The 10,938-nt window shown below is 71.8% G+C and carries 12 protein-coding genes and 3 pseudogenes; 8 read left to right on the top strand and 7 right to left on the bottom strand.

All coding sequences use genetic code 11. The features are described from left to right. The first annotated feature begins 157 nt into the window (after positions 1-157). Complete coding sequence (locus ACGFQC_RS23540; protein WP_363089496.1) at positions 158-517, top strand: metalloregulator ArsR/SmtB family transcription factor; 360 nt, start codon at positions 158-160, stop codon at positions 515-517. Positions 518-691: 174 nt separating this feature from the next. Continuing rightward, positions 692-898, top strand: a pseudogene (locus tag ACGFQC_RS23545) (ArsR/SmtB family transcription factor); the annotation flags it as partial. Positions 899-1,095: 197 nt separating this feature from the next. Here the strand turns inward: ACGFQC_RS23545 and ACGFQC_RS23550 are convergent. Then, positions 1,096-1,782, bottom strand: coding sequence for an ATP-binding cassette domain-containing protein (locus tag ACGFQC_RS23550; protein ID WP_363089495.1), 687 nt, complete (start codon positions 1,780-1,782; stop codon positions 1,096-1,098). After that, on the bottom strand, positions 1,770-2,105 hold the full coding sequence (locus ACGFQC_RS23555) for a hypothetical protein (RefSeq protein ID WP_393288601.1): 336 nt from the start codon (positions 2,103-2,105) through the stop codon (positions 1,770-1,772). The genes ACGFQC_RS23550 and ACGFQC_RS23555 overlap by 13 nt, the downstream gene beginning before the upstream one ends. Positions 2,106-2,124: 19 nt before the next feature. Between ACGFQC_RS23555 and ACGFQC_RS23560 the strand changes: the two genes are divergently transcribed. Further along, on the top strand, positions 2,125-2,370 hold the full coding sequence (locus ACGFQC_RS23560; RefSeq protein ID WP_393288602.1) for a hypothetical protein: 246 nt from the start codon (positions 2,125-2,127) through the stop codon (positions 2,368-2,370). Between the two features lie 82 nt (positions 2,371-2,452). Here the strand turns inward: ACGFQC_RS23560 and ACGFQC_RS23565 are convergent. After that, positions 2,453-3,230, bottom strand: a pseudogene (locus tag ACGFQC_RS23565) (SDR family NAD(P)-dependent oxidoreductase). Positions 3,231-3,308: 78 nt separating this feature from the next. Here ACGFQC_RS23565 and ACGFQC_RS23570 point away from each other — a divergent pair. The 3 genes and pseudogenes from ACGFQC_RS23570 to ACGFQC_RS23580 form a co-directional block, all read left to right on the top strand. Continuing rightward, entirely contained in the window at positions 3,309-3,662 is a 354-nt protein-coding gene (locus ACGFQC_RS23570) for a metalloregulator ArsR/SmtB family transcription factor (RefSeq protein ID WP_363089492.1), read from the top strand. 543 nt (positions 3,663-4,205) lie between these two features. Then, the gene (locus ACGFQC_RS23575) at positions 4,206-4,481 is read left to right on the top strand and encodes a DUF5988 family protein (protein ID WP_363089491.1); all 276 of its coding nucleotides are present in this window, start codon (positions 4,206-4,208) and stop codon (positions 4,479-4,481) included. A gap of 105 nt (positions 4,482-4,586) precedes the next feature. Continuing rightward, a pseudogene (locus ACGFQC_RS23580) lies at positions 4,587-4,757 on the top strand (methylmalonyl-CoA mutase family protein); the annotation flags it as partial. A gap of 84 nt (positions 4,758-4,841) precedes the next feature. Here the strand turns inward: ACGFQC_RS23580 and ACGFQC_RS23585 are convergent. Beyond that, complete coding sequence (locus ACGFQC_RS23585) at positions 4,842-6,335, bottom strand: long-chain fatty acid--CoA ligase (protein WP_363089490.1); 1,494 nt, start codon at positions 6,333-6,335, stop codon at positions 4,842-4,844. A 155-nt stretch (positions 6,336-6,490) separates the two neighbouring features. Between ACGFQC_RS23585 and ACGFQC_RS23590 the strand changes: the two genes are divergently transcribed. Beyond that, on the top strand, positions 6,491-7,657 hold the full coding sequence (locus ACGFQC_RS23590) for a helix-turn-helix domain-containing protein (protein ID WP_363089489.1): 1,167 nt from the start codon (positions 6,491-6,493) through the stop codon (positions 7,655-7,657). Positions 7,658-8,011: 354 nt separating this feature from the next. Here the strand turns inward: ACGFQC_RS23590 and ACGFQC_RS23595 are convergent, their stop codons facing one another. After that, the gene (locus ACGFQC_RS23595; protein ID WP_363089488.1) at positions 8,012-8,257 is read right to left on the bottom strand and encodes a DUF2283 domain-containing protein; all 246 of its coding nucleotides are present in this window, start codon (positions 8,255-8,257) and stop codon (positions 8,012-8,014) included. 188 nt (positions 8,258-8,445) lie between these two features. Beyond that, entirely contained in the window at positions 8,446-9,321 is an 876-nt protein-coding gene (locus ACGFQC_RS23600; RefSeq protein ID WP_363089487.1) for an NAD(P)-dependent oxidoreductase, read from the bottom strand. Positions 9,322-9,464: 143 nt separating this feature from the next. Between ACGFQC_RS23600 and ACGFQC_RS23605 the strand changes: the two genes are divergently transcribed. Continuing rightward, positions 9,465-10,061, top strand: coding sequence for a TetR/AcrR family transcriptional regulator (locus ACGFQC_RS23605; RefSeq protein ID WP_363089486.1), 597 nt, complete (start codon positions 9,465-9,467; stop codon positions 10,059-10,061). A 10-nt stretch (positions 10,062-10,071) separates the two neighbouring features. On the opposite strand, the gene ACGFQC_RS23610 is transcribed toward ACGFQC_RS23605, so the two are convergent. Then, complete coding sequence (locus tag ACGFQC_RS23610) at positions 10,072-10,716, bottom strand: hypothetical protein (RefSeq protein ID WP_363089485.1); 645 nt, start codon at positions 10,714-10,716, stop codon at positions 10,072-10,074. Between the last annotated feature and the right edge of the window lie 222 nt (positions 10,717-10,938).

The raw sequence follows: 10,938 nt of genomic DNA on the forward strand, positions 1-10,938 counted from the left end.
GACGACTCCTCGGATTCGATGTCTGTCGATGCCGCCCAGCATGCTCCTGAGATCGATGTACGTCAACATAGAAGTTCATCGAATTTGTGCCCGGGCGGGCGCAGAGGGTTTCCCCTTCCTGCTTGGCAAATGATTTGATGACTGTCAACATAGAGGTATGTCTAATCTGGCTCCGGGTTCCACCCGTCCGAACGCCACCGTGACCTGGTGCTGCCAGCCGCTGGGGAAGGAAGAGTTGTCCGCCGCCGACTCGGAGAAGATCGCCGTCATGTTCAAGGCGCTGTCCGATCCCGTCCGGCTGCGGTTGTTCTCGAAGATCGCCGCGCGGCCGACCGGAGAGGCCTGTGTCTGTGACATCCAGGACGTCGGGGTTTCCCAGCCCACGGTCAGTCACCACTTGCGGAAGCTGCGGGAAGCCGGGCTCCTCGAGTCGGAGCGCCGTGCCAGCTGGGTCTACTACCGTGTCGCGCCCGGGGTGTTGTCGGCCATGGCCGGCCTGCTGTCACAGACCACCTGAACCGGTGGGCTCCGGCGGTCCGCAAGGCGGGCATCGGCCGGGCGCAACCCCGAGCGCAGGGACATGCCCACCGGTGACGGATCCCGGAAGGGACGCTGGGAGGGAGATGCCATGTGTCGGAAAGGGGCCGGCGCCGCCCGTGACGGTTCGTGCCTGGAGCTGAGCGCGGCCGACATGGTCTGGTGGTCCAACGTCTTCAAGACCCTCGGAGATCCGGTCCGTCTGCAGCTTCTGATGCAGCTGGCCGAACGGTCGGGAGCCGAGGCCGCGGTGCACGAACTGGCGGACGTCGGAGTGTCTCCGGCGACCGTCAGCCATCACCTGAAACGGCTGCGGTGCATCGGTCTGATCGAGAGCAGGCGTGATGGCCGCCTCGTCTGCTACAGGCTGGGCGCGGGGGTGCGCTCCGCGCTGATGCAGATCCTGCGTCAGCGCAGCCAGGTCAACGTCTGGCGGGCGCTGGAGACCGACCCGGACTCCGGCCGCGTACCGCTGCGAGCACAGGGCCGCGGTACGCAGCCGGGAGACCGAGCCGAAAAGCCCCGGTCGTCGCGAAGCCTTCGGTGCGATGCCGGCGATCAGCCCACGGCGGCGGCAGATGCTGTCACGGGCTGGTCCAGGTGGACGGTCGTGTCGCACAGGCGCTCCACCTGTGCCGGGTCGTGGGAGACGAGCAGCACCGCCCGGCGGCCGTGCAGTGCCGCGATGGACTGTTCGACCTTGTCCCTGCTGCGTTCGTCGAGTGCGCTGGTGGGCTCGTCGAGCAGCAACCCGGCCGGCTCCAGGGCCAGGGCACGGGCGAGACAGAGCCGCTGGCGCTGTCCGGCGGAGAGGTTCTGCGCGGGTGAATCGAGCCGGTCGGCGACCTCCTTCCACAACCCGGCCTCCTCCAGTGCCTGCTCCGCACGCTCCTTCAGGGCCTCCTGGGAGGCGCGCAGAACGTGGCGGAGACCGAAAAGGGCGTTGTCGAGGATGCTGCCCCCGAAGACGACCGGCGTCTGGGGCACGAGAACCACCTTGGCCCTCAGGTCGGCGTCCCCCTTGCCGGGTGCGATGGTCCGGTCCAGCACCCGCAGTTCGCCGTCCCGGGTGAGCCCGTTGGGGAGCAGGTCCACCAGGGCGCGCAGGAGGGTCGACCTGCCGGCGCCCGACGGCCCGCACAGCCCGGTGGTGGACCCCTGCTCGAGGCTGAAGGAGACCGGGCCGACCAGGGTCTTGTCGCGGTTGAGCACGCGTAGTTGGCGCACGGCGATCACGTTGTCCATCGCTCCCCCTCGAAACGGTTGCGCAGCGCGACCGCCGCGCTGAGAAGTACTGCGGTGATCAGGACCAGCACCATGGCGCTTCCCCACGCCTGGGTGACCGCCTGGGGGTCACCGGACTCCTGGGAAAGAGTGAAGATGCGGGTCGGCAACGCCTGCACCGGCGATTCCACGATCCCGCTCGGCACGGCGGGCGCGCCGAAGAAGACCGTCGCGGTGAAAAGCAACGGGGCGGTTTCGCCCGCGGCTCGCGCCAGGCCGAGGAGCAGGCCGGTGACGGTCGCCGGCCAGGTGTACGGAACGACGACGGAGCGGATGTACTGCACCCGCGTCAGCCCCAGGGAGATGGCGCTTTCCGGGGTGTGCTCGGCGACCGCCGGGGGCGAGGCCCTCGCGCTGCGACTCGGCCTGACCAAGGACCGGCACGAGCAGCTTCTCCACGCCACCGCCAAGCACCTGGGCACATCGGCCACCGCCTCGGACGCCGTGCTGACCGCTGCCACGGAACTCGGCATCGACCACACCGCCGCCCTGCAGCTGGCCGCCTACGCCGCCGACATGTTCGACGCACCCGGCGCCCCCGGCTGCTGAACGGCGCCGAGGTGGTCGCCCCTCCCGCCCGGGGAGAGGCAACCACCTCGGCTTCGGCCCGGTACCGGGCGACGGCCCGGTGTCAGGAGGCGCGGTGCACCTTGTGCTGCGCCGCCTGTGCCCGGGGCCGCACCACCAGGAGGTCGATGTTCACGTGCGGCGGCCGGGTCACCGCCCACGTCGGCGACGTCCTCGGCGACCAGCGGATCAGGGACTCCGGCGTAGACGGCGTCGGCCTTGTTCAGGTCCCCGCGGCAGCGGTTGAGGGAGAACTCCTCGGTGTGGACCATGCCCGGAGCTGTCTCGACCACCCGCAGCGGCTCCCCGCAGACCTCCAGGCGCAGGGTTTCGGCCAGTACATGGGCACCGTGCTTGGCGGCGCTGTAACCGCCGCCGCCCTCGTGGCAGGTGAACGAGGCGGTGGAGGAGACGACGACCACGACTCCGTCGCCGGAGGCTCTCAGACTCGGCAGCAGCGCCTGGGTCATGTGCAGCGCACCGACCACGTTCACCTCGAACATGGACCGCCAGTCGCCGGGATCGGCGTTCTCGACGTGTTCCGTCCCGTAAGCTCCGCCCGCGTTGTTGACCAGCACGTCACACGTCGGCAGTCGGTCGGCGAAGGCGAGGACCGCCTCCCGGTCGGTCACATCCAGTGGGAACACCCGGGCGGTTCCGCCTTCGGCCCTGATCTCCTCGGCGACGGCCTCCAGCCGGTCGGTCCGGCGTGCGGTCAGGACGACCTCGAAGCCGTCGCGAGCCAGTGCTCGTGCGGTGGCCGCACCGATCCCACTGCCGGCCCCCGAGACGACGGCCGTCCTCGCAGGCCCTTTCGCATCGGCGGTGCGCACGTCGGTCATGCTTCCCCAGCTCATGATTAGATGAACATCTAATCAAGCGATCTTGGCGGGAGGTGCAACCGGTGTCAACATAGATGCATGTCGAAGCTAGCGCAGTTGGCGGCCACCGCCTCCGTTCCGCCGTGCTGCCCGTCCCTCACGGACCGGGAGCTCACCGAGGAGGAGGCCGAGATCACGGCCGCCATGTTCAAGGCGCTGGGGGACCCGGTGCGGCTGCGCCTGTTCTCCAAGGTCGCTTCCCACCCCGACGGTGAGGCCTGTGTGTGCGACATCGCCGATGTCGGCGTTTCCCAGCCCACGGTCAGCCATCACCTGAAGAAGCTCCGCGAGGCAGGCCTGCTGCTGTCCGAGCGGCGCGGAACCTGGGTCTACTACCGACTCGCCCCCACGGTCCTCGCCGCCCTGTCCGGATTCCTCACCGCCCGCGACTGAACCGCGTTCCGGCGCGCCTGCCGAGCCCTGCCGCGAGTGACTGCGCCCGCTGTGCCGGGTGTGCCCGAGTCGTGCCCCGCCGCCGGCCGCCGAGCCCCACCGGGCCCTGCGGGGGCGAGTGCGGCGCCCGGACGTCCTGTGGTCCGCCGCCGGGTCCGTGGGAGTCCTCGGTCTTCCCGCCGGCTCCGCCTCCCGGGTGCTTTTTTGCGTGCACCCCCGTCTGCGGCCGCGCCTGCCGCATGCCTCGCGTTCCCGCGGGCGCCGCTCGCCCCGCTCCGGCCGGGGGGATGGGCGTCCTCGAGTTCCGGGAAATGGCTGACAGGCGCCACGGGCCGACGCCAAGCTGATCCTTGATTCGACAACAGTCGATATAGCGAAGTCGTGGCGGTCCCTTGTGGCGTTTCCACGATCGTTGTGTCTTGTGGCGCACCCACGCGCAGCGACCTCCGCACCGTCGATCACCGACGCGCCGCCCACACGGCCGCGCCTTCCCACCCCTGTCGGTTCGCCTGTTCACAGCGCCCTGCGTGAGAGGACTCGCACATGACCGGCACCGTCCTCAGCACTGCTCAGGCCCACCCCGACAACATCCCGCGGAGTGACGACGGCCGTCCTGCGGAGCCCAACATCTTCCTGTCGGGTGGAAAGGGCATCCCGGAGGACCTGCGGGTGCGCCGGGTCGAGGAGTTCACGGATCGGGTCAAGCTCGGCGTCCAGAACCGCTACGAGCATTTCGAGGCAACCGCCGAGGTCCGGAACGTCGACGGACGTTCCCTGCGCGTATATGACTGGATCTACCGGACCTACCTGGCCGAGTAGGACGGCCGCCACGTCACAGGCGTGGCTGACCTGCGGCAACGGGCGCCATCGCCGCCCTGCGCCGCCCATCTCCTCCACCACCCGACGCCCCGCGAAAGGTTCACCATGGCGCGCGAGTCCGAGTCCGGACTCCCCGTCGAACCGGTCCACGGGCCGGAGACCCTTCGGGGCTGAGGTCCGGCGGAGAAGCTGGGCGATCCGGGGGCCTACCCGTGCACGCGGGGCGTGTACCCGTCGATGTACACCGGCCGGCCGTGGACGATGCGCCAGTACGCCGATGCCGTGCTCGACGGAAACACGTCGTGAAGGTGTCGCTGGTCCAGCCTCCCCCGTGGTGCCGCAGGCAGGACCATGCGCTTCTCAGGAGAGGGGGGCGGTGATCTCCCGCTTGAGGATCTTGCCGCTGGGCCCCATCGGCAGCGAGTCCGTCAGCCAGATCCGGCGCGGGTACTTGTACGCGGCCACCCGCTCCCGCACGAACTCCTGCAGTTCCGCGGCCGTCACCTCGGCCCCCGCGCGCGGGACGACCGCGGCGGCGACCTCCTCGCCGAGCCGCTCGTCGGGAACTCCGACGACGGCGGCGAGGGCGACCGCCGGGTGCTCGTGCAGCACCTCCTCGATCTCGCGCGGGTAGACGTTGTACCCGCCCCGGATGACGAGGTCCTTCTTGCGGTCGACGACGAAGAGGTAGCCGTCCTCGTCCTGCCGGGCCAGGTCGCCGGTGCGCAGCCAGCCGTCGGGCACCGTGGCCGCGGTCTCCTCCGGGCGGTTCCAGTACTCCTTCATCACGTTCGGCCCGCGTACGGCCAGTTCGCCGACCTCGCCGGGAGCCACGTCCCGACCGTCGTCGTCGAGCAGCCGGACCTCGACGTCACGGATGGGGGTGCCGATGGATCCGGCCTTGCGCGGGCGGTCGGCGTGGTTGAAGGAGACGACCGGGCTGGTCTCGGACATGCCGAAGCCCTCCAGCACGGCGCAGCCGAAGCGGCGCTCGAATTCGTGCAGCAGTTCCACCGGCAGGGAAGCGCCGCCCGAGATGCACATGCGCAAGGAGGAGACCTCGGCCTCGGCGCCGGCCGGGTGCTGCAGGAGAGCCGCGTACATCGTGGGCACCCCCTCGAACACGGTCGCCCCGTCGCGGGCGATGGCTTCGAACACGACGGCCGGGTCGAAACGCGGGATGAGGGTGAGCGAGGCGCCGCTGAGGACCGCCGTGTTCATCGTGCAGGTCTGGCCGAAGATGTGGAACAGCGGCAGACACCCCACGACGACGTCCTCGGGCGTGAGCTGCTGCACGTCGGTGACGTTGACCTCCGTGTTGTGGCGCAGTCCCGCGTGGGTGAGCGCGGCTCCCTTGGGACGCCCGGTGGTGCCGGAGGTGTACAGCAGGACGGCGATGTCGTCGCCGGCCACCGTGGCGGTGTCGTGGTGCGGCTCCAACGGCGCCAGCTCCGCCGCGAAGGCGGCGGGTTCGACCGGGATGTGCCGCACCCCGGCGGCGGCCGCGCCCTGTGCCCCCTCACCGGGGGCCGCGTACCACTCGAAGAGCAGTACGGCGCCGGAGTCCCGCAGGTGGTACTCGGTCTCCCGAGCCTTGAGCAGCGGGTTCATCGGCACCACGATGCCCCCGGCACGCAGGATGCCGTAGTAGAGCACGACGAATTCGGGCACGTTCGGCAGCATGAGGGCGACCCGGTCTCCGGCGCGCAGACCTTCGGTGCGCAACAGCGCCGCGGCCTGGGCGCTCAGCCGGTCCAGTTCGGCATAGGTGGTGGTCGCCGTGTTCAGGCGCAGCGCCGGCCGCTCGGGCTGCCGACGTGCCGTGTCCACCAGGAATTCCGCCAGGTTGGTCATGATGCCTCCTTGCATCCCGCTTGCGACACGCGGGTCCCGTCACCGTCGCTGCGGGAATGGTCACGCCCGGGGCCGGACGGGTCCATGGCACGGGGGACAGCAGCCGTGCCGCTCATTTGTCACCGGGGACAATAAATGGGCCGTAGGCTGCGCTCATGGGACTTTCGGAGGTGGCTGCGGCCTTGCGTGTGCGCCTGCCGGAACTGGGCGAGACCATGGCGCGACGTATCCGCGCCGACGTCGAGTCGTACACCGACGAGACGCTGATCCCCTACGCCTCACTGCGTGATTCCTGTACGGACAACGCCGACATGGTGCTCGGGCACCTCGCCTCCGGCACGGAGGCGGACGTACGGTCCGCGCACGAGACCGGCCACCTGCGTGCCGAGCAGGGCGTTCCCCTGCCGGACACCCTGCACGCCTTCCGGGTGGGGTTCGAGTACCTCTGGTCGGCGATGATCGACGAGGCCCGGCGGCATTCCGGGGTCACGGACGCCCAACTGGTGGCGGGCTCGTCGCAGGTGTGGGCGCTGTCCGGCCGGTACGCCGAGGCCGTGGCCGCCTCCTACCGGGAGACCAGCGCGGACCTGGCGCTGCGCCGCGAAGCACGCCGCTCGGCCCTGGTCGAGGCGCTGTTCACCGGGGCTCTGGCAGATCGTACGACGCTGTGGGAGGCGGCCGGCCAGCTCGGCCTGAGTGAGCGTGGGCCCTATGCGGTGGTGGCTGCGGCCGTACCGGATCCCGGACAGGAATCGTTGCCGGGGATCGAGGGAACGCTGCGTGAGGCCCATGTCCCGTCGGCCTGGCGACTGCTGCCCGACGCGCAGATCGGAGTGCTCTCGCTGGGGCACTCCGGCGCCGAGGCGGTGGGCCTGCGCCTGCTGCGCCGTCACGGCGCGCGGGTGGGCGTCAGCCCGCTCTTCGACTCGCTGCGCGACACACCGCAGGCCCTGCGCTTCGCCCGGCTCGCCCTCAACCGTGTGCCGGGCGGCGGCCCCGGCGTGGCCCGCTTCGACGACAGCCCGCTCGCGATGCTGGTGGCGGCGGCGCCGGCGGAGGCGAGACGTCTGGTGGAGGTCGTTCTGGGTCCGGTGCTGGCCGTGCCCGTCGCGGAGCGTGCGCGTCTGCTCGAGACCCTGGGGCAGTGGTTCAGCGCGGGCGGCGTCGCGGCAGAGGCGGCGAAACGGCTGTACGTCCACCCCAACACGGTGCGCTACCGGCTGCGGCGCATCGAGGAGCTGACGGGACGCTCACTATCCGACCCGGCCGCTCTCGCCGACCTGGGCACCGCCCTGCACACCTTGCGGCTGCTGCCGCGGTGAAGCCCGTCCGGTCCGGCTTCCGGGGGGGGCGAGGACACCGTCCGGGCGGTACGGCCGTCACGGACGAGGGGAAAGGTGTGAGACTCCCGGGCCTGGACGGGATGTCCGGGGTTTCGACGGCACCGTGCCTGCCTCGGACAGCTGACGAACGGTGGGGCCGCTCCTCCGCATCGCCCACTGCGGCGAGCATCCCACCGATCACCACGGGCCGACCTGGTGACCCTCGCCCGGCCGGTGGGGGAGAGCTACGAGCTGGTGGTGGAGGCCGCGGCCGGTCAGGCGGCCGGTCAGGCGCTGGGGGGCGCAGCGGCGGCTGCGCCGCGAGGACCGGTTGACGTCGTGCCGAAGATCGTCTCACGCGTCGCCGGTGTCCAGCCGTCGGGCCGCGTCGAGCGCGTGCCGCGGCAGCTTGGAACGGGCGTCCAGCACCTCGACGCCGATCAGGACGCCGTCCGCATCGAAATCGAGGTTGATCATCCCGTTCACCGCGACCGGGTCGCAGGGGTGCATGCGCGCCGACCGCGGGTGCTCCCCCGCGCGGGTGAGACGGATGTAGGCCGCGTTCGCCACCGCGTCGTAGGTGATGTCGATGTCCGCCATGCTCAACCTCCCTGGAGACGTTGGACGCAGGCCTTCGTCACAACGGTCATCACGGTGTTGACGTTCCCGTCGACGGCCCTGGCGACGAACACCTTGGACTGGGGATCGTAGTAGCCCAACTTGTGCCGGCCGTCGAGACGGTAGGAGAACGGCTCCCTGGCCAGGACCGTCCGGCACCGGGTGTCCCCTCAGCCCCGGGTGCGGGCCTCCAGCGCGTGCAGGACGGCCACCATGTCCTCGTCGCCGTGGCCCTGTTCGACGGTCTCGCCGTAGAGGGCGTGGCAGACGTCGAGGAGCGGGGAGGCGAGGCCCGCCGCGCGGGCGGCCCGTGCGATCAGGCGGTTGTTCTTCAGGACGTCCGTGGCCGCCGCCTGGACGGTGAAGTCGCGGGCCAGCAGTTTGGGCGCCTTCCCCCGGGAGACCGCGCTGGCCATCGGACCCGCGTCCAGGACGTCCCGCAGCAGGCCCCGGTCCAGTCCGTGCCGGTCGGCGAAGTGGAAGGCCTCGGCCAGACCGGTGACCAGGGTGATGAGGAAGAGGTTCACCGAGAACTTCATCAGCAGCGCGCCCGGGACCGGACCGCACGCGAAGGTCTCGCGGCACAGCGGGGCGAGCAGCGGGCGTACGGCCGCCACGGCGTCGTCGTCCCCGGCCAGCATGGCGACCAACTCGCCCCGCTCCGCCGGGACCCGCGAGCCGGAGACCGGCGCCTCCACGTAACGGCCGCCCGCGGCCAGGACGTCGTCCCGCAGGCCGCCGGAGTACTCGGGCGCGGTCGTGCCCATGTGCACGACGGTGTGTCCGGCGACGCGGGCGGCGAAGTCCGGGGTGCCGCGGCCGAGGACCGCGTCGACGGCCGTCTCGTCGGCCAGCATGAGGATCACCGTGCCGGCCCGCTCGAAGACCTCGACGGGGCTCGTCGCGACCTCGGCCCCGGCGGCGCGCAGGGGCTCGCAGCGGCCGGGGGTGCGGTTCCACACGAGGAGGGGCGTCGCGGCGCGGGCGAGGTTGAGCGCCATGGGCTGCCCCATGACCCCGAGGCCGAGGAAACCGACGTACGTCATGCGCTGCCTTTCCTGGCCCGTGCCGAGGCGGAGCCATTGCCGTCGCCCTGGGCGGGCCGCTATGACAGCCGTCATGGTAGGCGCTCCTATGACGACTGTCATAGAGTGGGCGTCGGTCAGTCGCGACATCCTGGAGGTCGACCATGGCGCCGTCCGAACGGGGGCCGCGTGAGCGGATGGTCTTCAGCGCGGCGCAGCTCATCCGGCGCGACGGCGTCGGCGCCACCGGCATGCGCGAGGTGGCCGCCCACGCGCGGGCGCCCCGGGGCTCGCTCCAGCACTACTTCCCCGGAGGCAAGGAGCAACTGGTCAACGAGGCGCTGGCCTGGGCCGGCCGTTATGCGGCCGACCGGGTGACCCGGTTCCTGGCCGCGCTGCCCGAGCCGACGCCGAGCGCCCTGTTCGGCGAGATGGTGCGGCAGTGGACCGACGAGTACGAGTCTGCCGGGTTCGCGGGCGGTTGCCCCGTCGCCGCGGCCACGGTGGACTGCGCCGAGTCCGTCGAGGGCACGAGGAAGGCCGCGTCCGACGCGTTCGCCGCCTGGAACGGCGCCGTGGCCGACGCCCTGACCGGCATGGGTGTTCCGCCGGGGCGGGCCGCGTCGCTGGCCACGCTCATGATCGGAGCCCTGGAGGGGGCGATCCTCATCGCCCGCGCCGAGCAGGACGTGCGTGCGCTGACGAGCGCGGCCCGCGAACTCGGCCCGCTGCTCGACGCGGCGGTGAGCCGCAAGGGCTGAACGGACGGCGCTACGGCCGTGCCCCCGCAGTGGCCGACGGCGATCCCGGCCCGTCCGACGGCGATTCCAGCCCGTCACACCTCGGCGCCCTGGGCGCGTCCTCGGCGTACCGGGTCAGGGCGCAGACCGTGCGCAGCGCGACCTTCCAGGTGTCGCCCTGCCGGACGGCCGCACCCGGCCCGCCGGGGTCCAGCGCCCGGCCGTCGCGGGTGAGGGTGTGGCCGACGGCGGCGTCCTGGGACGTCGTGTACGTCACGGAGGTCACCGTGGCGCGCAGGCGGCTGCCGAGGCGGTCGGCGAAGAGGTTCTCGATCATCAGGGCGTTCTGGGGGCCGTCCTCGACCACCCCGCTCCGGTCGTCGACGGAGGAGCCCGGGGCGAAGAGGGTCTCCCACGCGGCCCGGATGTCCCGCTCGGCGCCGTCCGGGTCCGCCGGGGCGGTGCCCGTGGGGGTGGGGGACCGGGCGGTGGGCGGCGGGTAGTTGCCGGCGGAGGACGGTGCCGCCGTGGAGCCGGTGGGCGGCGGGGCCGGCGTCGTCCGTGCCGCTTCGTCGCCTTCGCCGCCGCCGCTGCCGCAGGCGCCGGTGAGGACGAGTGCGGCGGCGGTGGCCGCCCAGCGGGCCGCACGTCGTGTCGCGGGGGACGCAGGGGACATGGACTCCTCCGGGTTGCCTGGGGCAGCCCTACCCGGAACGCGCGAAAACATCCCGGAACGAGCCGTGCGCGGGGGTGCCGGGGCGGGGGGGGGGGGGGGGGGGGGGGGGGCGGGGGGGGGGGGGGGGGGCGGGGCGGGGGGGGGGCCGGCGGGGGGGGGGGGGGGGGCGGGGGGGGGGGCTGGTGTGGGATCTGCCCGACTCGTATGTGCTGCGGGGGGAGG

The sequence above is a fragment of the Streptomyces sp. NPDC048734 genome (assembly GCF_043198675.1).
GTDB lineage: Bacteria > Actinomycetota > Actinomycetes > Streptomycetales > Streptomycetaceae > Streptomyces.

What these genes read in the sequence shown, in the direction of transcription:
- ACGFQC_RS23575 (WP_363089491.1), top strand. Translation starts at nt 4,206, where the DNA reads ATGACCGGCACCGTCCTCAGCACTGCTCAGGCCCACCCCGACAACATC.
- ACGFQC_RS23550 (WP_363089495.1), bottom strand. Translation starts at nt 1,782, where the DNA reads ATGGACAACGTGATCGCCGTGCGCCAACTACGCGTGCTCAACCGCGAC.
- ACGFQC_RS23570 (WP_363089492.1), top strand. Translation starts at nt 3,309, where the DNA reads ATGTCGAAGCTAGCGCAGTTGGCGGCCACCGCCTCCGTTCCGCCGTGC.
- ACGFQC_RS23610 (WP_363089485.1), bottom strand. Translation starts at nt 10,716, where the DNA reads ATGTCCCCTGCGTCCCCCGCGACACGACGTGCGGCCCGCTGGGCGGCC.
- ACGFQC_RS23595 (WP_363089488.1), bottom strand. Translation starts at nt 8,257, where the DNA reads ATGGCGGACATCGACATCACCTACGACGCGGTGGCGAACGCGGCCTAC.
- ACGFQC_RS23560 (WP_393288602.1), top strand. Translation starts at nt 2,125, where the DNA reads ATGGCGCTTTCCGGGGTGTGCTCGGCGACCGCCGGGGGCGAGGCCCTC.
- ACGFQC_RS23585 (WP_363089490.1), bottom strand. Translation starts at nt 6,335, where the DNA reads ATGACCAACCTGGCGGAATTCCTGGTGGACACGGCACGTCGGCAGCCC.
- ACGFQC_RS23540 (WP_363089496.1), top strand. Translation starts at nt 158, where the DNA reads ATGTCTAATCTGGCTCCGGGTTCCACCCGTCCGAACGCCACCGTGACC.
- ACGFQC_RS23600 (WP_363089487.1), bottom strand. Translation starts at nt 9,321, where the DNA reads ATGACGTACGTCGGTTTCCTCGGCCTCGGGGTCATGGGGCAGCCCATG.
- ACGFQC_RS23590 (WP_363089489.1), top strand. Translation starts at nt 6,491, where the DNA reads ATGGGACTTTCGGAGGTGGCTGCGGCCTTGCGTGTGCGCCTGCCGGAA.
- ACGFQC_RS23605 (WP_363089486.1), top strand. Translation starts at nt 9,465, where the DNA reads ATGGCGCCGTCCGAACGGGGGCCGCGTGAGCGGATGGTCTTCAGCGCG.